This is a genomic window from Xanthomonas arboricola pv. populi, from assembly GCF_002939945.1.
GTDB lineage: Bacteria > Pseudomonadota > Gammaproteobacteria > Xanthomonadales > Xanthomonadaceae > Xanthomonas > Xanthomonas arboricola_A.
Genome location: NZ_MDEB01000001.1, coordinates 668,813 through 687,716, shown reverse-complemented (window position 1 = coordinate 687,716; position 18,904 = coordinate 668,813). Strand labels below are relative to the sequence as shown.

13 protein-coding genes are annotated in these 18,904 nt (G+C 67.1%); 8 read left to right on the top strand and 5 right to left on the bottom strand.

What is annotated here, in order from left to right:
• Window positions 1–8 precede the first annotated feature (8 nt).
• Both XaplCFBP3123_RS03230 and XaplCFBP3123_RS03225 read left to right on the top strand, forming a co-directional pair.
• On the top strand, window positions 9–2,894 hold the full coding sequence (locus XaplCFBP3123_RS03230) for a TonB-dependent receptor (protein ID WP_429001606.1): 2,886 nt from the start codon (window positions 9–11) through the stop codon (window positions 2,892–2,894).
• Window positions 2,895–2,975: 81 nt separating this feature from the next.
• Window positions 2,976–3,719: a FadR/GntR family transcriptional regulator gene (locus tag XaplCFBP3123_RS03225; RefSeq protein WP_104532764.1), complete on the top strand. Its 744-nt coding sequence runs from the start codon at window positions 2,976–2,978 to the stop codon at window positions 3,717–3,719.
• Window positions 3,720–3,981: 262 nt separating this feature from the next.
• Here XaplCFBP3123_RS03225 and XaplCFBP3123_RS03220 read toward each other — a convergent pair whose 3' ends face one another.
• The 5 genes from XaplCFBP3123_RS03220 to XaplCFBP3123_RS03200 form a co-directional block, all read right to left on the bottom strand.
• Entirely contained in the window at window positions 3,982–6,279 is a 2,298-nt protein-coding gene (locus XaplCFBP3123_RS03220) for a xanthine dehydrogenase family protein molybdopterin-binding subunit (RefSeq protein WP_104532763.1), read from the bottom strand.
• A complete protein-coding gene (locus XaplCFBP3123_RS03215; RefSeq protein ID WP_172453063.1) occupies window positions 6,276–7,364 on the bottom strand; it encodes an FAD binding domain-containing protein in 1,089 nt (362 codons plus the stop codon). The genes XaplCFBP3123_RS03220 and XaplCFBP3123_RS03215 overlap by 4 nt, the downstream gene beginning before the upstream one ends.
• Window positions 7,337–7,912: a (2Fe-2S)-binding protein gene (locus XaplCFBP3123_RS03210; RefSeq protein ID WP_104532762.1), complete on the bottom strand. Its 576-nt coding sequence runs from the start codon at window positions 7,910–7,912 to the stop codon at window positions 7,337–7,339. Before XaplCFBP3123_RS03210 ends, XaplCFBP3123_RS03215 begins: the two co-directional genes overlap by 28 nt.
• A 276-nt stretch (window positions 7,913–8,188) precedes the next feature.
• Window positions 8,189–8,614 carry a type II toxin-antitoxin system death-on-curing family toxin gene (locus XaplCFBP3123_RS03205; protein ID WP_104533262.1) on the bottom strand — a complete coding sequence of 142 codons (426 nt, stop codon included), beginning with the start codon at window positions 8,612–8,614 and terminating at the stop codon, window positions 8,189–8,191.
• An 8-nt stretch (window positions 8,615–8,622) separates the two neighbouring features.
• On the bottom strand, window positions 8,623–8,844 hold the full coding sequence (locus tag XaplCFBP3123_RS03200; RefSeq protein WP_104532761.1) for an AbrB/MazE/SpoVT family DNA-binding domain-containing protein: 222 nt from the start codon (window positions 8,842–8,844) through the stop codon (window positions 8,623–8,625).
• A gap of 161 nt (window positions 8,845–9,005) precedes the next feature.
• On the opposite strand from XaplCFBP3123_RS03200, the gene lexA reads away from it, so the two are divergent.
• The 6 genes from lexA (at window position 9,006) to XaplCFBP3123_RS03170 (ending at window position 18,439) form a co-directional block, all read left to right on the top strand.
• The gene (gene lexA / locus XaplCFBP3123_RS03195) at window positions 9,006–9,611 is read left to right on the top strand and encodes a transcriptional repressor LexA (protein ID WP_104532760.1); all 606 of its coding nucleotides are present in this window, start codon (window positions 9,006–9,008) and stop codon (window positions 9,609–9,611) included.
• 1 nt (window position 9,612) lies between these two features.
• Window positions 9,613–10,266, top strand: a complete 654-nt coding sequence (gene imuA, locus XaplCFBP3123_RS03190; RefSeq protein WP_172453062.1) for a translesion DNA synthesis-associated protein ImuA — start codon at window positions 9,613–9,615, stop codon at window positions 10,264–10,266.
• Window positions 10,267–10,275: 9 nt separating this feature from the next.
• On the top strand, window positions 10,276–11,694 hold the full coding sequence (locus XaplCFBP3123_RS03185) for a Y-family DNA polymerase (RefSeq protein ID WP_104532759.1): 1,419 nt from the start codon (window positions 10,276–10,278) through the stop codon (window positions 11,692–11,694).
• Between the two features lie 154 nt (window positions 11,695–11,848).
• Window positions 11,849–15,100 (top strand): error-prone DNA polymerase, encoded by a 3,252-nt coding sequence (locus tag XaplCFBP3123_RS03180; protein ID WP_172453061.1) that lies wholly within the window; start codon window positions 11,849–11,851, stop codon window positions 15,098–15,100.
• A gap of 329 nt (window positions 15,101–15,429) precedes the next feature.
• On the top strand, window positions 15,430–16,248 hold the full coding sequence (locus XaplCFBP3123_RS03175) for an HDOD domain-containing protein (RefSeq protein ID WP_104532758.1): 819 nt from the start codon (window positions 15,430–15,432) through the stop codon (window positions 16,246–16,248).
• A gap of 220 nt (window positions 16,249–16,468) precedes the next feature.
• Window positions 16,469–18,439 carry an OPT family oligopeptide transporter gene (locus XaplCFBP3123_RS03170; protein ID WP_104532757.1) on the top strand — a complete coding sequence of 657 codons (1,971 nt, stop codon included), beginning with the start codon at window positions 16,469–16,471 and terminating at the stop codon, window positions 18,437–18,439.
• Window positions 18,440–18,904 lie beyond the last annotated feature (465 nt).

Sequence of the window (18,904 nt, the reverse complement as noted above, 5' to 3'; positions counted from 1 at the left end):
GAGGAATTGTGCGGTATATAAAACTAGTCCAATCATCTAGACCAATTAACCGTAACGTGTTGGCTCAGGCGCTGCTGGGCGCCCTCGCACTAACGAGCGCACAGGCGGCCTTGGCCCAGCAGACCGATGCTGCCCAGCAGGCACCGCAGCAAGCGCCCACCACGCTGGACCAAGTCAAGGTCACCGGCATCCGCAGCTCGATCCAGTCGTCCATCGACAGCAAGCGCGAGCAGACGGTGGTGGCCGACGTGCTGTCGGCCGAGGACATCGGCGACCTGCCGGCGCTGTCGATCGGCGAGGCGATCGAGACCATCACCGGTGCGGCCACGCACCGCGAGAAGGGCGGCGCGTCGGAGATCTCCATCCGTGGCCTGGGGCCGTTCCTGGGCTCGGCCACCTTCAACGGGCGCGAGGCCAGCAACGGCAGCGGCGACCGCTCGGTGAACTTCAACCAGTTCCCCTCCGAACTCATCAACACCGTGGCGATCTACAAGACCCAGCGCGCCGACTTCGTCGAAGGCGGCATCGCCGGCACGGTCAACATGCAGACCGTGCGGCCGCTGGAATTCGGCAAGCGCCGCGTGCAACTGGACGGGCGGGCGACCTATGCCGATGGCGACAGCAAGTTGCGCAACGCCGATGGCGTGGGCTGGCGCGGCACCGTCAGCTACCTGGACCAGTTCGATCTGCGCGGTGCCGGCAAGCTGGGGGTCTCGCTCGGCCTGCAGCGGCTGGAAGGCACCAACCCGGAAGAGGTGATGAGCAGCAGCTTCACCTGGACGGCCTGCAACGCCAACGAGGTGGTGGGCGCCAGCCGCAACTGCACCGCCGTGACCCCGGCGCAGGTGCAGGCGGGGACGCCGTATTACCTGGCGCCCGGCAGCCGCGTGTACCGCCAGATCAGCGAGCATGATCAACGCGACGCGGCCTTCGCCGCGCTGCAATGGCGGCCGTTCGACGGCCTGGATGTGGCACTGGATTACCAGGACTCGCAGCGCACCGTGACCGAAGACCGCGCCGAGCTCAACTTCTCCGAAACCTTGCGCAACCTCAACAACCGCCAGGTGGGCGACAACGGCGCCTTGCTCGGCCACACCGGCAGCAGCACGGTGGAGTCCTCCACCGACTACAAGGTGCGCGACGAGCAGTATCGCGGTGGCGGGCTGCGCGTGGAATGGCGCCCGAACGCGGCCTGGATGCTGTCCACCGACCTGTCGTATTCGCGCACCGAGCGCAGCGAGATCGACCGCCTGATGCGGCTGCGCTCCAATGCCACCGACATCAACGGCAACCGCGTGCCCGGGATCAACGGACAGCGCGTGGACTACACCTATACCTATGCCGGCGATGTGCCGGGGATCGTGGTCGATCCCGCGTTCGACCTGAATAATCCGGACAACTTCAGCGCGGCCGCACGCGCGCGCCGCGACGAGTTGCGCCGCGAGCACACCATCCGTGCCTGGCGTTTCGATGGCGCCTTCACCCCGGAAAGCGGGCTGCTCACCTCCATCAAGGGCGGCGTGCGCCTGTCCGAGGCGACCTACCGCGACCTGGACGACCGCGTCGAGCGCAATGTCACCGATGCGGCCACGATCCGCGCCGCCAACCTGGCCTGCCGGCAACCGTTCCCGCAGGAGGATTTCCTCTCCAGCGCCAGCGGCAACACCATCCAGCAGTGGGCCACCTTCGACAGCCGCTGCCTGTTCGGCGCCATTACCGGCGTGGACGACACCGGCCGCAATGCCGACCCGCGCGGCACCGCCGACGCCGACGTGGAAGAAAAGACCCGCGCGCTGTACGTGATGGGCGAGTTCGCCAGCACGCTGTTCGGGCGGCCGCTGGACGGCAACCTGGGCGTGCGCTGGGTGCGCACCGATGTGAGCTCGGTGGGATTGCGCGGCGAACTGGACGTGGTCGACAACCCCGACGGCACCATCCAGTTGGTGGAAACCGGACGCTTCGCCGCGCAGACGGTGCGCGCGTCCAACCGCGTGTTCCTGCCCAGCTTCAACGCCAACATCGGCCTCACCGAGCAGACCCAGCTGCGCTTCGGGCTGTACCGGGCCATGGCCCGCCCGGATCTGGTGGCGCTGTCTGCCGGGCGCACCTTCATCCTGGAACCGGGAACCGAGTTCACGACCGTCGGCGAGGCGATCGGCAGCATCACCGCCACCGGCAACCCGCGCACGCGGCCGCTGCTGTCGTCCAATGCGGATGTGTCGCTGGAGTGGTATCCCAATGCCGACTCCCTGCTCAGCGCGGCGGTGTACTACAAGCAGTTCACCGGTGGCGCGGTGCCCACGGTGGTGGACGAGCGCTTCGTCATCGACGGCACGTCGGTGGTGGTGCCGGTGGTGCAGGACGTCACCACCCGGCAAAAGAGCGATCTCACCGGGCTGGAGCTGACCGGCACCCACCGCTTCTCCTACCTGCCGGCGCCGTTCGACGGCCTGGGCGTCAAGCTGAGCTACAACTACGCCGATTCCAACTACAAGACCCAGGATCTGCGCCTGGGCGACCAGATCGATCCGGCGACCGGCCTGGTGAGCAGCGGCATCGTCGCGCCGGCCAACATCTTCGGCCTGTCGCGGCACGTATTCTCCGGCCAGCTGTATTACGCCATCGGCGCGGTCGACCTGCAGGCCATCTACAAGTACCGCTCGGAGTATTTCCAGAAGTTCGTCGGTGCCCCGGCGCAGAACCGCTACGTGCGCGACAGCGGCACCCTGGACCTGCGTGCCAGCTACCGTTTCAATGCGCAGCTGTCGGTGTCGCTGGAGGCGTCCAACCTGACCAATGAGCCACGGATCTCCGACATGCCGGTGCCCGGCAGCTTCCGTGAGTACAACACCTACGGGCGACGCTATTATTTGGGGGTGCGCTACCGGTTCTAGCGTCGCCACCGGCGGTTTCCGCCGCGCCACCTGTCCGGCACCCGCGTGCCGGGCCGATCACCTCGAGGGTTTGAGTCGCCGATGTCCGAAAACCGCCTGTACCACTCCGTTGCCGCCAAGATCCGCGCGCTGATCGACACGGGCGAATTCCCGGTCGGCTCGCGCCTGCCGGGCGAGCGCGAGTTGGCCGAGCGCTTCGGCGTCAGCCGCGTGACCGTGCGCGAGGCCGAGATCGCGCTGGAGGCGCAAGGCCGCATCGTGATCAAGATCGGCTCGGGCGTGTACGTCAAGCCACGCCTGGCCTCGGACGAGGGTGCATTGCCGGATGTCAGCGCGTTCGAGCTGACCGCCGCGCGCGCGGTGATCGAGGCGGAAGCGGCCGCACTGGCGGCCAGCCACATCACCGATGCGGAGCTGGATGAATTGAATGGCATGATCCAGGCGCTGTCGGCGCCGGGGCTCAGCGATGCGGCCGCCGCCGACTACGACCGCGCCTTCCATCTGGCGATCGCGCGGATCAGCGGCAACCCGGTGGTGGCGCACTGCGTGCAGCTGATCTGGCGCATGCGCAACGAATTGCCGCGCGTGCGCGAGGTGTACGCGCGGGTCTGCCACGACGATGGCGCCACCCGCGTGGACGAACACACCGCCATCTTGCAGGCGCTGCAGCAACGCGACCCGATGGCGGCACGCACGGCCATGCGCAACCACTTCCAGCGGCTGTTCGAATCCATGCTGGAAGCGACCGAGAACGATGCACTGGCGGAAATCCGCCGCCGCACCCAGCAGGACCGCGCGCATTTTCTGGCGGCTACGCGCACCTGACTGCATGTAATGGTTTGTTGGACGCGCTGCGTCGACCACGAGCGGCACTTTCGTTCCGCTGACGCTTGATCCTCCAAAAGAGACGTACTCCACTCAGCTGTACGCGCCGTCTGCCCTGATTCGGCACCACCGACACGTGGCTGATCTGATTGTTGCGCCAGCGGTTGTCGCAGACGCTGCAGCGATAACACGCTGCTGGCGCGTCCGCCCTCAGGCAAATGGCTCTACCTGAGGGCGCGCGCGGGCACCTGCAGTGCAGGCATCAGTCCGCCATCACCTTGTCCGGCGTCATCGGGGTGCTGCGGATGCGCTTGCCGGTGGCATGGAAGATCGCATTGCAGATCGCCGCCGAGACGCCGACCAGGCCGATCTCGCCCACGCCCTTGGCACCCAGGCTGCTGACGATGCGGTCGTCCTCGTCGGCGAAGATCACATCGATGTCGTGGATGTCGGCATTGGCCGAGACGTGGTACATCGCAAAATCGTGATTCATGAAACGGCCGAAGCGGTGATCGGACTGGGTGTGTTCGTGCAGCGCCTGGCCGATGCCCCACACCACGCCGCCGACGATCTGGCTGCGCGCGGTGATCGGGTTGAGGATGCGCCCGGCTGCAATCGCGCTGACCACGCGGGCGACCCGCACCGTGCCGAGCTCTTCGTCCACCCGCACTTCCACGAACACCGCGCCATGGGTGGCGCGGGTGTACTTGCGTTGCTTGAGCACATTGGGCAGCAGCAGGAACTTGTCTTCGATCTGTTCCAGATCAGCGGCACGCAACAGTGCGGTCAGGGCGATGGTAGTGCCGGCATCGGCGCGTAATGCCAGCGTGCCGTCGGCGAACACCACCTCGTCCGGCTTGGCCTTGGTAAAGCGCGAATTCGGTAATGCCTGGGCAAGCCGTAGCAGCCGCGCGCGCAATTTGCCGCACACACCATCCACCGCCGAGCCCACCGTGGCCACGTGCGAGGAGCCGCCTTCGATCGGTGCGACCGGCAGGGTCGAATCGCCCAGCTGGAAGGTGACCTGTTCCAGCGGCAGACCCAGTGCTTCGGCCGCGATCATCGCCATCACCGTATAGGTGCCGGTGCCGATATCGCTGGCCGCGCTGCTGACCACCAGCCGGCCATCGGCGTGCAGCACCGCATGCGCGCGCGCAAACATCTGCATTGCATCCCATTGTCCGGTGGCCATGCCCCAGCCGACCCACTCGTTGCCTTCCTTGCGTGCGCGCGGCTGCAACGGACGCTGCGCCCAGCCGAAGCGCTCGGCGCCTTGCTGGTAGCACGCGCGCAGCGCCTTGGTGGAGTAGGGCTTGTCGTCGGCCGGGTTGACCTCGGCGTAGTTCTTCAGGCGCAGCGCCAGCGGATCCATGCCCAGCTCATAGGACAGCTCGTCCATCGCCACTTCCAGCGCATGCACGCCGTGTGCGGCGCCGGGTGCGCGCATGTCCATCGGGCTGAACTGGTCCAGGCTCACCAAGTTGTAGCCCAGATGCACGTTGTCGCAGGCATACAGCTGCCCGCTCCAGTTGACCACCACCTCGACGTAATCCTCGATGCGCGAGGTCTCGGCGATGGCCTCGTGCCAGATCGCACGCAGGCTGCCATCGCGGTCGGCGCCCAGCTTGAGCCGCTGCAATGTCTCCGGGCGATGGCCGAAGGTGAACATCTGTTGCCGCGTCAGCACCACGCGCACCGAGCGGTCCAGCAGGATCGAGGCCATCACCGCCAGCGGCAACTGATACTGCGGGCGCAGCCCGGAGCCGAAAGCGCCTCCCACGTAGGGATTGCGCACGGTGACCTTGCGCTTGCTCAGACCGAACACATGCGAGACGTACCAACGGCTGTTCTGCGAGCCCTGGGTCTTGTCGTAGATGGTGAAGTGGCCATCGGCGTCGCGGATCACCGTGGAGGCGAACAACTCCATCGGATTGTGGTGCTCCACGCCACTGTAATAGTCGGCCTGCACCTGGACGGCGGCGTTCGCGAAGGCGCTGTCCGGCTCGCCCTTGTCCTTGGGCGGTGGCGAGAAACCGGCCTTCATGGCCTTGGGCTTGTGCGCACGGTCCAGGTTGGTCATCAGGTTGGTGTCGTGCGGGTCCTGCAGCAGTTCCACCTCCACCAGATGGGCCGCGTGGCGCGCCGCTTCGAAGGTTTCCGCCACCACCAGGGCGATCGGCTGGCCGCTGTACAGGATCTTGTTGTCGTACAAGGGCCGGAACGGCGAGCCGGCCGGTGCGGTCATGTCCTTGTAGAACAGGTCCATGCCGCGCATATGCGGGCGGTTTTCATGGGTGACGATCTCCAGCACGCCGGGCACCGCGCGTGCGGCGGCGAGATGAAAGGCGACGATCTCGCCCTTGGCGATGCTGCTGTTGACCACCACGCCATAGGCCAGGTCCGCGACCGGCCATTCGGCGGCGTAGCGCGCCTGGCCGGTGACCTTGGCGCGCCCGTCGATGCGGGTGACGCCGGTGCCGGTAGGGCGATAGCCGGTGCCGCTGTCGGCAACCGGCGGGCTCATGTCGTTGTCGGGTGCATCGGTGCTGCGTGCGTTCATGGCGCTTGCTCCAGCGCGCTGGTTCGCCCGCGGTTGTCGATGGTGCCCTCGCGGGCGACGTTTAGGGCACGCACGATCGCGCGGCGTGCCAGCGGCAGCTTGAAGGCGTTGTTGCCTTGCGGTTGCGCACCCTGCAGCAAGGCATCGGCCAGGCTGTCGAAGCTCTCTGCCGTGGCCGGTTTGCCCACCAGCTGCGCTTCGGCGTCGGGATTGCGCCAGGGCTTGTGCGCCACGCCGCCCAGGGCGACGCGCACCTCGCGGATGCTGCCGTCGTCGGCCAGGTCCAGCGCCGCCGCCACCGACACCAGCGCGAATGCATACGACAGGCGCTCGCGGATCTTCAGGTAGGCGCTGTGCGCGACGAAGCGCTGTGCATCGGGCAGGTCGATATGCACGATCAACTCGTCCGGGGCCAGGGTGCTGTCCAGCTCAGGGTGCTCGCCGGGTAGGCGGTGGAACTGCGCGAACGGGATGTCGCGCTCCCCGTTGGGGCCTTGCACGTGCACCACTGCGTCCAGCGCAGCCAGCGCGACGCACATGTCCGACGGGTGCGTGGCAATGCACTGCGCGCTGGCGCCGAGGATGGCGTTGTAGGTGGTGAGCCCGCCGATGGCCGAGCAGCCGGTACCGGGCGCGCGCTTGTTGCACGGGGTGGCGTGGTCGTAGAAATACAGGCAGCGCGTGCGCTGCAGCAGGTTGCCGCCATTGCTGGCCATGTTGCGGATCTGCGGCGAGGCGCCGGCCAGGATCGCCGCGCTCAGCAAGGGGTAACGCGTTTCCACGTCCGGGTGATAGGCGGTGTCGGCATTGCGTGCGAGTGCGCCTAGGCGCATGCCGCCTTCGGGGAGCGTACTGATGCTGTCCAGCGGCAGGCGATTGATATCGACCAGGCTGCCTGGCCGCATCAGCTGCAGCTTCATCAGGTCGGTGAGATTGGTGCCGCCGGCGATCAGGCGCACCGGGGCTTCGGCAGGCACCGGGTGCGGGTCGCTGCCACGGACCGACAACGCAGTGAGGGCCGCATCGACAGAGTCCGCGCGCGTATAGGTGAGCGGAATCATGCCGGCACCGTCCCTGGCGTCCACGGCGTGGCGGCGCTCTCGCTGCTGTCGTCAGGTTTGCCCATGACCTGCATCACCGCATCGGCGATCTGCGGATAGGCGCCGCAGCGGCACAGATTGCCGCTCATCAGTTCGCGCACCTGGTCGCGATCGTGCGCCTTGCCTTCCTTGATCAGGCCTACTGCCGAACACAACTGCCCGGGCGTGCAATAGCCGCACTGGAAGGCATCGTTGTCGATGAAGGCGCGTTGCAGGGGATGCAGCTGGTCGCCCTCGGCCAGGCCTTCGACGGTGGTGATCTCGGCGCCGTCCTGCATGACGGCAAGCGTCAGGCAGCTGTTGATACGACGTCCATCGACCAGCACCGTGCAGGCGCCGCACTGGCCGTGGTCGCAGCCTTTCTTGGTACCGGTGAGATCGAGCCGGTCGCGCAATAGATCGAGCAGACTGACCCAGGCCTCGAGCTGCAAGTGATAAGGCTGACCATTGATGCGCAGGTTGACCGGGTAGGTGGGCGCAGCAGTAACGGTGGCCGGCGCCAGATGAGTGGCAGTGGCGGGTGTGGCATTCATGCGAACCCCGTGGCGATGGCTGAGAGGAGGACGCTCACCTTGATACCTGCGTGGTCAAGGTGCGGTGTAGGTGAGTGATGCCTCTTTCACGCGTGGTGAGGCGTGAGCGTGGCCGGGCGCAACGCGCGGTGGCGCTGCTGCGCAAGCCACGCAGCATCGAATCTGGCGGTGTGTTGAAAAGATCCGTGCAGCCGCACCGTTGCGCGGACAAAAACGGAGACATCCTGCGCAATTGCGGACGCACCACGACCCGCCGCCAGCGGGGCGACTGATGCATTAACCGTAATGCCCCCGCGGCTCATGCACATGCGTGTCCGCACGCAAGCGCACACGTGGACGCAGCCAGTGGGCAAACTCGGCCTCGCTCCATGCGCCATCGGCCAATCCCATCATGGCGACGTACTTCTCTTCCTGTGAGGCAATGAGCTCGGCGCCATTGAGCACCAGAAAGACGCGATAGCAGACATGGGCCGTGCGCTTGTTGCCATCCACGAACGGGTGGTTGCGCGCTAGCCCGTACGCCAGGCTCGCGGTCAACTCCACCAGATCCGGTGGAGGGTTGCCGTAAGCGAACAGCTGTTGCGGACGTGCCAGTGCCGACTCCAACAGTATTTCATCGCGCACGCCGCCTGCGCCGCCGTGTTCGCTCAACTGACGCTCATGGATGGACAAGGCAAGCGCGCGCGTGATCCACACGAGCATGCGCGTATTCATTTGGCCAGCTTGTTCAGCACCTGACGGTCCTCGCGCATCACCTGCTCGGCCACCTCCATCTGTGCGGCCAGGGTCGGGTCGAACGCGGTCAGCTTGATGCCGTCGGGGGTTTCCAGCGCATAGAGTTCGTCGCCCTTGCCCAGGCGCAGGCGGGCGAGCAGTTCCTTGGGCAGGATGACGCCAGCGGAATTGCCGATGGAGGTGATCTTGAGCTTCATGGCCGACGCCTTTGTTATTACGTAAGTTATAACTTCGTATCCGGCCGACTACAAGCCGGTCCTGGCTGAAGCGGCTCAGCAACCTGCATGGACCAATCTCGCCTGCTGCGACCGAGAGGTGTACAAATGTACACCCTGTCCCCGCCGGCCGTTGCACTCCCATGGAACCTCTCTCTCCCAGACGTCAGGCCGTGCTGGCTTTCCTGCAGGAGCAAGCCCACGCAGGGGTGTCGCCCAGCCTGGCCGAGATTGCGCAGGCGTTCGGGTTCGCCTCGCGCACTGCCGCGCAGAAGCACGTGCAGGCGCTGGCCGAGGCCGGGTTGATCGAGCTGCTGCCCAATCAGAAGCGTGGCATCCGCATGCCGGGCGGGGCCGCGCGCGACGCGTTGCTGGCCTTGCCGGTGCTGGGGCGGGTCGCGGCCGGTGTGCCGATCGGGGCGGATATCGGGCTGGACCGGCAGCTGTGGCTGGACCGCACGCTGTTCTCGTTGCGCCCGGACTATCTGCTGCAGGTGCAAGGCGATTCGATGATCGACGACGGCATTCTGGACGGCGATCTGGTCGGCGTGCATCGCAGCAGCGATGCGCGCGATGGGCAGATCGTGGTGGCGCGGGTGGACGGCGAGATCACCATCAAGCGACTGGAGCGCGGCGCCGCGCACATCCGCCTGCTGCCGCGCAATCGCGCGCATGCGCCGATCGTGGTGGCGGCCGATGCCGACTTCGCGATCGAAGGGCTGTACTGCGGTCTGATCCGGCAGGGTTGAGATGAGCCAGGAGCCCGCGCGTATCAGGCAGGACGGCAACGCGGCAGTCGTACTGCCGCTGGACGCCCTGCTGGCCGCACGCACGGTGTGGCGCGCCGGTCATGGCACCGCCATCGCCCATGGCGGCGAATCCACCGGGCATGCGGCACTGGATGCGCTGCTGCCCGATGGCGGCTGGCCGCGGCGGGCACTGACCGAGTTGCTGTTGCCCGCGCACGGCGTGGGTGAGATCGCATTGCTGTTGCCCACGCTGGCGCGCATGACCGGCACCAGCAGCCGGGTGGTGCTGGTGGCGCCGCCGTTCGTTCCCTACGCGCCGGCCTGGCAGGCGGGCGGGGTGGTGCTGGAACATCTGGAAGTGGTGCAGGCCGAGCCGCGCGATGCCTTGTGGGCGTTCGAACAATGCCTGCGCAGCGGCGCCTGCGCGGCGGTATTGGGCTGGCCGCAGACCGGCGATGCGCGCGCATTGCGGCGGCTGCAAGTCGCCGCCGACAGCGGCAACTGCTGCGCGTTCGCATTGCGCGATCGCAAGCATGCGGTCAATGCATCGCCGGCTGCGTTACGCCTGGAATTTTTGCCGGAGCGCGATGCCTGGCAGGTGCGCAAATGCCGCGGCGGGCAGGTCCCATCGCAGCCGTTGCGGCTGGCGCATTGAGGCGCGCGCATGTTGTGGGCCTGCATCTTGCTGCCGCAGCTGGCGCTGGACGCCGTCCTTCGGCGTCTGGAAGAGCCGGACGCACCGCTGGTGCTGGTGGAAGGGCCGGCGCAGTTGCGCAGCCTGCATTCGGTCAATGCAGCGGCGTCCGCCGCCGGTCTGAAAGCCGGCATGCGGCTGTCGGCGGCGCATGCACTGATGGCCGACGTGCGCACCATCGACTACGAGGCGCAGGCCGAGGCGCGCACGCAGCGGTTTCTTGCGGCATGGGCGTACCGGCACAGTTCGCTGGTGAGCCAGCAATGGTCGCGCGCCATCGTGCTGGAGGCCGGCGCCAGTTTTCGATTGTTCGGTCCGTGGCCGCGTTTCGAGCGTCGCCTGCGCGATGAACTGCAGGCCTTGGGCTTCCAGCACCGGCTCGCACTGGCACCGACGCCGCGCGCCGCGCGCGTGCTGGCCGGTTTGCGCGACGGCATGGTGGTGACGCAGTTGCCCGCCTTGCACACCACGCTGGACCAGGTGCCGGTACGCCGCGCCGCGTTGCCGGGCGATGCCGGCGAGCGCCTGCAGCACATGGGCGTGCGCACGCTGGCGGCGGTGCGCGCGTTGCCGCGCGATGGGCTGCGCCGGCGGTTCGGTGCGGGCCTGCTCGAGCATCTGGACCGCCTCTACGGCCAGGTCGACGACCCCCTGGAGTGTTACGCGCCACCGGACCACTTCGATCAGCGTGTGGAGCTCGGCTACGAGGTGGAAATGCATCCGGCGCTGCTGTTCCCGCTGCGGCGCCTGATCGGCGATCTGTGCACCTACCTGTCCATCCGCGACGGCGGCGTGCAACGGTTCCTGCTGCGGCTGGAACACGAAGAAGGCGCCACCGATGTCGAGATCGGCCTGCTGACCCCGGAACGTACCCCGACACTGCTGTTCGAGCTTGCGCGCAACCGGCTGGAGCGGGTGGAGATCCCGCGGCCTGTGGTGGCGATGCGCCTGCTGGCGCGGCAGCTGCCGCCGTTCGTGCCGGCCATGCGCGATCTGTTCGATCAACGTGCGCAGCAATCGGTGGAGTGGCCGCAGCTGCGCGAGCGCCTGCGTGCGCGGCTCGGCGATGAGGCGGTGTATCGCGTACTGCCGGCTGACGACCCGCGCCCGGAACGCGCCTGGCGGCGCGCCATTGGCGATGCGGTGCGCGAAACCGACGCGCCGCCGCGTCCGCCACGCCCGACCTGGCTGTTGCCGCAACCGGTGCCCCTGCACGAGACGCAGCTGCGCATCGTCTCCGGCCCGGAGCGGCTGGAAAGCGGCTGGTGGGACGACGACGAGGCACGCCGCGATTACTACGTGGTGGAAACCGCACGCGGACGGCAGGCCTGGGTGTTTGCCGCGGCAGGCCGTGTCGATGGCTGGATGCTGCACGGGTGGTTTGCATGATCGGTCGCATGCCTTTGCGGCATCGGAGCATGGCCTGCCGGGCCGGTCATCGCAGCGGTGCCGCATGCCCCCGATGCCACGCAGCGAAGAAGCGACTGCAACGCGTCGATCTGCAGCGCAGATGTGGTGGCAACGCGATGTTGACGGTGCGCGCATGAGTTGGGATGACGCTGTCGACGGCGTGGACCGCGATACGCCCGGTGGGCGCATGCCGCGCGCCTGGACGGTCGCCGCGCGGTTGCGCGCGGCAAACGACGACATCGCCCATGCCATGGTTGCCGATGGGCTGCCTGCCTATGCCGAGCTGCACTGTCTGTCGGACTTCTCGTTCCTGCGCGGCGCCTCCAGTGCCGAACAATTGTTCATGCGCGCGCAACACTGCGGCTACAGCGCCCTGGCGATCACCGACGAGTGCTCGCTGGCCGGCATCGTGCGTGGCCTGGAAGCGGCGCGCGCCACCGGCGTGCGCCTGATCGTCGGCAGCGAATTCACCCTGGTCGATGGCACCCGCTTCGTGCTGCTGGTGGAAAACGCGCACGGCTATCCGCAGTTGTGCGCGCTGATCACCACCGCGCGGCGTGCGGCAAGCAAGGGCGCGTATCGTCTGGGGCGTGCCGAGGTGGAGGCGCAGTTTCGCGCTGTGGAGCCCGGCGTGTTCGCAGTGTGGTTGCCCGGTGCGCAGCCGCAGGCCGAGCAGGGCGCCTGGTTGCAACAGGTCTTCGGCGAGCGTGCATTTCTGGCGGTGGAACTGCATCGCGAGCAGGACGATGCGGCGCGGTTGCTTGCCCTGCAGCTGCTTGCGCAGCAACTGGGCATGACCGCGCTGGCCAGCGGCGATGTGCATATGGCGCAGCGGCGCGAGCGCATCGTGCAGGACACCCTGACCGCCATCCGCCACAGCTTGCCGTTGGCCGAGTGCGGCGCGCACCTGTTCCGCAACGGCGAGCGCCATCTGCGTACGCGGCGTGCCTTGGGCAATATCTACCCGGATGCGCTGTTGCAGGCCGCCGTGGACCTGGCGCAGCGCTGCAGCTTCGATATGTCCAGGCTTGAATACACCTATCCGCGCGAACTGGTGCCGGAAGGGCATACGCCGGCGAGTTATCTGCGACAGCTCACTGAAGAAGGGATGCGTGAGCGATGGCCGAATGGAACGCCGGCAAAGGTACGCGCCGACATCGAGAAGGAACTGGCGCTGATCGCGCATAAGAACTACGAGGCCTTCTTTCTCACCGTGCAGGACGTGGTGCGGTTCGCAAAGTCGAAGGAAATTCTCTGCCAGGGCCGTGGCTCATCGGCCAATTCGGCGGTGTGTTATGCACTGGGCATCACCGCGGTCAACCCGGATGAAACGCGTCTGTTGATGGCGCGCTTCCTGTCCGAACAACGCGACGAGCCACCGGACATCGACGTCGATTTCGAACACGAACGCCGCGAGGAGGTACTGCAGTACGTCTACAGCAAGTACGGCCGCGAACGCGCGGCATTGGCGGCGACGGTGATCTGTTACCGCGGAAAGAGCGCCGTGCGCGATGTGGCCAAGGCGTTCGGCCTGCCGCCGGACCAGATTGCGTTGCTGGCCAATTGCTACGGCTGGGGCAATGGCGAAACGCCGATGGAACAGCGCATCGAAGAGGCCGGGTTCGATCTGGCCAACCCGCTGATCGACAAGATTCTTGCGGTGACCGAACAACTGCGCGATCACCCGCGCCACCTGTCGCAGCATGTCGGCGGTTTCGTGATCTCCGACGCACCCTTGTCGCTGCTGGTGCCGGTGGAAAACGCGGCCATGGCCGATCGCACCATCATCCAGTGGGACAAGGACGATCTGGAAACGATGAAGCTGCTCAAGGTCGATTGCCTGGCGCTGGGCATGCTGACCTGCATCCGCAAGACGCTGGAGCTGGTGCGCGACCACCGCGGGCGCGATTACAGCATCGCCACGCTGCCGGGCGAGGATGTGCATACCTACAAGATGATCCAGCGCGCCGATACCGTGGGCGTATTCCAGATCGAATCGCGCGCGCAGATGGCGATGTTGCCGCGGCTCAAGCCTGCGGTGTTCTACGACCTGGTGATCGAAGTGGCGATCGTGCGCCCGGGCCCGATCCAGGGCGATATGGTGCATCCGTATCTGCGCCGGCGGCAGGGGCGCGAGGCCGTGAACTATCCCTCGCCGGAGGTGGAGGACATCCTCAAGCCGACGCTCGGTGTGCCGCTGTTCCAGGAACAGGTGATGGAGCTGCTGATGCACGCCGCCGAGTACACCGAGAGCGAAGCGGACAATCTGCGCCGCTCGATGGCCGCCTGGCGGCGCGGCGGCGACATGGAGCAGCACCGCGCGCGGGTGCGCGAGCGCATGCAGGGCAAAGGCTACGCCTCCACCTTCATCGACCAGATCTTCGAACAGATCAAGGGCTTCGGCTCCTACGGCTTCCCGCAGAGCCATGCCGCCTCGTTCGCCAAGCTCGTCTACGCCAGCTGCTGGCTCAAGCGCCACGAGCCGGCGGCCTTCGCCTGCGGGCTGCTCAATGCGCAGCCGATGGGCTTCTACTCGGCCAGCCAGATCGTGCAGGACGCACGCCGCGGCAGTCCCGAGCGCGCGCGCGTGGAGGTGTTGCCGGTGGATGTGCTGCACAGCGTCTGGGACAACACGCTGGTCGGTGGCCGGCCGTGGCGCAGCGACGAAGACCCCGGCGAACAACCGGCGATCCGGCTGGGCATGCGCCAGGTCGCCGGGTTATCGGAAGTGGTGGCCAATCGCATTGCCGCCGCACGCGCGCAGCGGGCCTTCGCCGATATCGGCGATCTGTGCCTGCGCGCCGCACTTGACGAAAAGGCGCGCCTGGCATTGGCCGAAGCCGGCGCCTTGCAGGGCATGGTGGGCAACCGCAACGCCGCGCGCTGGGCGATGGCCGGCGTGGAAGCGCGTCGGCCGCTGCTGCCGGGCAGCCCGCAGGAACGTGAGGTGGAGTTTGCAGCGCCGCGCGCAGGCGAGGAGATCCTGGCCGACTATCGCTCGGTCGGCCTGAGTCTGCGCCAGCATCCGATGGCATTGCTGCGCCCGCAGATGCGGCAGCGGCGTATCCTCGGCCTGCGCGAATTGCAGGGCCGCCGTCATGGTAGCGGCGTGCATGTCGCCGGCCTGGTCACCCAGCGTCAGCGCCCGGCCACCGCCAAGGGCACCATCTTCGTCACCCTGGAAGACGAACACGGCATGATCAACGTCATCGTCTGGTCGCACCTGGCGCTGCGCCGCCGCCGCGCACTGCTGGAAGCGCGCCTGCTGGCCGTACGCGGTCGCTGGGAGCGCGTGGACGGCGTGGAGCATCTCATCGCCGGCGATCTGCACGACCTCAGCGACCTGCTCGGCGACATGCAGCTGCCCTCGCGCGATTTTCATTGAATCAGTGCGGGACGCGCGCCTGCTGCGGCACGCCGACACGCATGCCCACGCCACGGACTGGTGTGAGCCTTTCTGCTTGTGTTCCGGCCCGCTGCCGATTAGGCCACGGGGATCCGATGTCGATGCCCGTGGACTGCAATCGTGTCGCCACGTCTCGAGCATCGCGATCGAGCCCGGTGCAGGAGCATCGGCACGCCACGTGGCACAGATCGACGCGAAAGCCCGGGTGAATAGGCGCCGTGACGGGTCATCGTCATCCAACCGGTCCTGTGCTACACCATGCAGGCCGGCGCGGCCGCGCTGGCTTACCTTTCACGCACGAGGCGATCATGAAGTTGGAGGCGCTGTTCGACCAGTTGCACACCTTGCCCACCGTGCCCGAGGTGGTGCAGGACCTGATTGCCCGGTTCGACGATCCGGCAACCAATATCGATGTACTGGCGCACACCATCGAGCGCGATCCGGTGATCGCCGCCAAGGTGCTGCGGCTTGCGAATTCGGCGCGCTTCCGCGGGCTGCGCGACTCCACCAGCGTGGAAGACGCGGCCATGCGGCTGGGCTTCAACACGCTGCGCACCCTGGTGCTGGCCTCGGCGATGACCGGTGCGTTCCGCGCCGGCCCCGGCTTCGATCTGAAGGCGTTCTGGCGGCACAGTTTCGAGGTGGCCGGCATCTGCCGCGTGCTGGCGCGCCAGCACGGCCTGGATCCGGAAACCGCATTTACCTGCGGCATGATGCACAACATCGGCGAACTGCTGATCCAGTCCGGTGCGCCGGACTATGCCAGCCGCATCAATCACGACACCTCATCGGCCGGCCATGCCGCCGAAGAAACCCTGCAGTTGGGCTTCGGCTATCCGGAAGTCGGCGCCGAGCTGGTGCGTCGCTGGCAGCTGCCGGTGGTGATCCAGGAAGCGATCGCCTATCAGGTCCGCCCGGCCGCTGCGCCGGAAGGTGCGCGGATGCCGCTGCTGGTCGCCCAGGCGGTGCAGGTGTCCGACGCGCTGCGTGCACATGGTGGCGCCACACCGGCGGCGTTGGACGCTGTGCGCGGTCCGTTGATGGACACGGTGGATCTGGAGACCTTGTTTGCCGCACTGCCGGACGTGATCGAGGCCGACCGCGCGTTTGCCGAACTGCTGCATTGACCGAACAGCCGCGCCGACGCCGCCAGCGTCGGCGCAGCCGCTGACAAACCGTCATCATGCAGGCGCTGGCACACGCTGGCGTACACCTGTCGTCCTCGTCGACACATCCCCAGGCATTCCAGCCGCCACAGCAGGCACACTGTCACGCCGCGGCGCAGCTGGACGGAAACCCGCACAGGCGCTAGCGTTGTCCGGATTTTTTGCCACAGGGGAACTACCCATGAGCCATGACGCGCAGCCGCGCCAGCTCACCTTCCGCGCCGTCGTGCTGGCCATCGTGCTGGCGGTGGTGCTTTCGGCCGCCAATGCCTATCTGGGCCTGTTTGCCGGCCTGACCATCGCCACCGCCATTCCGGCCGCGGTCGTCTCGATGGGCGTGCTGCGCCTGCTCGGCGGCGGCACCATTCTGGAAAACAACATCGTCCAGACCGGTGCCTCGGCGGGTTCGTCGATCGCGGCCGGGGTGATCTTCACCATCCCCGCGCTGGTGATCATGGGCTACTGGCCGGACTTCAAGTACTGGTGGGTGCTCGGTATCGCCGGCATGGGCGGATTGCTCGGGGTGCTGTTCTCGGTGCCATTGCGGCGCTCGATGATCGTCGAAGATCCGCTGCCATTCCCCGAAGGCAAGGCCGCAGCCGAGGTGCTCAAGGCTGGCGAGAATCCCGGCCCCGGCCTGAAGATCCTGGCGATGTCCGGTGCGATCGGCGCGCTGGTCAAGCTGGCCGCGGCCAGCGGCCTGCGGGTGATCCCGGATACCTGGGCGCAGGCCACGTATCTGGGCAGCAGCCGCCTGGTCGGCTATCTGGGCACCAACCTGTCGCCGGCGCTGCTCGGCGTGGGCTACATCGTCGGCCTGAATGTCGGCATCGTGGTGCTGTCCGGTTCGATCCTGTCCTGGCACCTCGCCATTCCGCTGTACCAGCAGTTCTTCATGGGCAGCGACCCGGCATTGGCGCAGAGCCTGGTCGGTGCGCCGGCGGCCGATGCGGCGTTCGGGATCTGGGGCGCGAAGATCCGTTACCTCGGTGTCGGCGCGATGCTGATCGGCGGTGTGTGGACGCTGTTCTCGCTGCGCAAGTCGCTGTTGTCCGGCGTCAAGAGCGGCTTTGCCGCTGCGCGCAAGAGCGGTGGCGGCGTGGTCGCCGAGACCGAACGCGACCTGCCGATGAAGTGGATGCTGGTGGCGCTGGTGCTGTGCACCTTGCCGCTGCTGGGCCTGTATCAGGCGATCGTGCAGCAGTGGCACGTGTCGATCCCGATGACCATCATCATGATCGTGGCCGGCTTCCTGTTCGTGTCGGTGTCCGGCTATCTGGCCGGCTTGATCGGTTCGTCCAACAACCCGGTCTCGGGTATCACCATCTCCACCATCCTGTTCGCCTCGGCGGTGCTGGTGCTGCTGCTGGGCAAGGATGGTCTGGTGCCGGTCGGCATCGGCGCTGCGCCCTTGGGCGCGGTGGCGGCGATCATGATCGGCGCGGTGGTGTGCTGCGCGGCAGCGGTGGGCGGCGACAACCTGCAGGATCTCAAGGCCGGCTACCTGGTCGGCGCCACGCCGTGGAAGCAACAGCTGATGCTGGGCATCGGCGCGTTTTCCTGCGCGCTGATCATGGCGCCGGTGCTGAACCTGCTCGCGCAGGCCTACGGCATCGGCCCGGCCACGCCGCAGCATCCCAACTCGCTCGCTGCGCCGCAGGCCACGCTGATGGCCTCGGTCGCCAAGGGCCTGTTCGGCGGGCAGCTGCCGTGGTCGATGATCGCCATCGGCGCCGGCGTGGGCGCGGCGATCATCGCGCTGGACGAATGGCTGAAGAAGACCGGCAAGCGCTTCCGCGTGCCGGTGCTGGCGGCGGCGATCGGTATCTATCTGCCGCTGGAGCTGATGGTGCCGATCTTCATCGGCGGCCTGATCGCGCACCTGGTGGAGCGCTTCCACAAGATCCGCGCCGACGACGAAGACGGCCGCGACCGCGTGCATCGCCCGGGCGTGCTGTTCGCCGCCGGCCTGATCACCGGCGAGGCGTTGATGGGGATCGCCATCGCGGTGCCGATCGTGCTGTCCAGCCGCGCCGATGTGCTGGCATTGCCGGCCAGCCTGCAGCTCAACCAATGGTTCGGCCTGGCAATCCTCGCCCTGGTCGGCTGGCTGCTGTACCGCGTCGGCAAGCGCGGCGAACAGACCGCCTGAGGGTGACGCTTCAATAAGGCATGCGCCTGCGCGCTGCCTCTCGACGGACACGCATCGCTGGATGCGTGTCCGTTTTTCGTTGGGGCGCTGCGACCGGAGTGCCGCTGCGCTGGTTGCATCGCCTTTGCGCCGGCTTTACGCCCTGCACAGACCGTGTGCATAGCGACTTTATGCCGCTGCTCCGTATCGTGCCGTCTCCCGCACCGATGGGTGCACCACGGCGACCGCATGCCTCGATCGATCCCGATGACGCGCCACGACGCACGTTCTCGCACTGCATAGCCCCAGCAACGACGCGTCTGAAAAAGTGACCCGCATCACGCTGTGCAACATTCACACGCTGTTGAGGTCGCTTTTGTCACCGGCGGCGTCTTCGGATCTGCCGACGCCTATAAGATCGATTGGCAACACGCCGCCTGTCAGGCGGCCAATGCAGTCGTTCTACATCCACGCGCATTCCCCCTC

Coding starts and splice junctions, on each gene's coding strand:
- XaplCFBP3123_RS03225 (WP_104532764.1), top strand. CDS start 2,976: ATGTCCGAAAACCGCCTGTACCACTCCGTTGCCGCCAAGATCCGCGCG.
- XaplCFBP3123_RS03220 (WP_104532763.1), bottom strand. CDS start 6,279: ATGAACGCACGCAGCACCGATGCACCCGACAACGACATGAGCCCGCCG.
- XaplCFBP3123_RS03210 (WP_104532762.1), bottom strand. CDS start 7,912: ATGAATGCCACACCCGCCACTGCCACTCATCTGGCGCCGGCCACCGTT.
- XaplCFBP3123_RS03205 (WP_104533262.1), bottom strand. CDS start 8,614: ATGCTCGTGTGGATCACGCGCGCGCTTGCCTTGTCCATCCATGAGCGT.
- XaplCFBP3123_RS03200 (WP_104532761.1), bottom strand. CDS start 8,844: ATGAAGCTCAAGATCACCTCCATCGGCAATTCCGCTGGCGTCATCCTG.
- lexA (WP_104532760.1), top strand. CDS start 9,006: ATGGAACCTCTCTCTCCCAGACGTCAGGCCGTGCTGGCTTTCCTGCAG.
- imuA (WP_172453062.1), top strand. CDS start 9,613: ATGAGCCAGGAGCCCGCGCGTATCAGGCAGGACGGCAACGCGGCAGTC.
- XaplCFBP3123_RS03185 (WP_104532759.1), top strand. CDS start 10,276: ATGTTGTGGGCCTGCATCTTGCTGCCGCAGCTGGCGCTGGACGCCGTC.
- XaplCFBP3123_RS03180 (WP_172453061.1), top strand. CDS start 11,849: ATGAGTTGGGATGACGCTGTCGACGGCGTGGACCGCGATACGCCCGGT.
- XaplCFBP3123_RS03175 (WP_104532758.1), top strand. CDS start 15,430: ATGAAGTTGGAGGCGCTGTTCGACCAGTTGCACACCTTGCCCACCGTG.
- XaplCFBP3123_RS03170 (WP_104532757.1), top strand. CDS start 16,469: ATGAGCCATGACGCGCAGCCGCGCCAGCTCACCTTCCGCGCCGTCGTG.